At 43.9% G+C, this 501-nt stretch carries 1 protein-coding gene; it reads right to left on the minus strand.

Annotation, left to right across the window (positions count from 1 at the left end):
* Positions 1 to 390: cellulose biosynthesis cyclic di-GMP-binding regulatory protein BcsB (locus tag R7P74_RS29815; protein WP_318124357.1), on the minus strand; the 390-nt coding region annotated here is incomplete at its 3' end.
* Positions 391 to 501 lie beyond the last annotated feature (111 nt).

A 501-nucleotide genomic window follows, 5' to 3' on the forward strand; every position in this document is an offset into this window, starting at 1 on the left:
TAAGCTCAACTTTTTACCTTGCTGACCATCGACGATTGACGTCACTCCCATAAGCTCGTTGTTCAAATACACTTTGACGTGAGAAACCAAAGAAAGCAACGCTGGTGAAGGTGTGATGTCAAAGTGCAACGTGGCTTTAGACTCCACCTCATCGAGTCGCGAACCGAAACCAATATAAGCACTAGCCTCACTGCCTTGAATAGCAATTGAACCACTGTAACGCAATTGACTAAATGGAATGACACGCTTAAATACGGTCGAATTTTCAGCATCTTGCTGTGCCAAAGGCGTTGGTTGTTGCTGACTTACTTCTTGTGCCGCGAGACTGCCCGACATACACATGAGAGTGATAGCCGTCGTCAACGCTGTTAGTTTTTTATTATTTAGCATGACTTGAGGTCCTGATTGGGACATAACGAGGTCTTAGTGACCAAATAAATTCGATACAAAATAAAAGTGCATCCACACTGGCCTGAACAAACTTAGGACAATGAGATCGGA

The organism is Vibrio sp. 2033 (assembly GCF_033339735.1).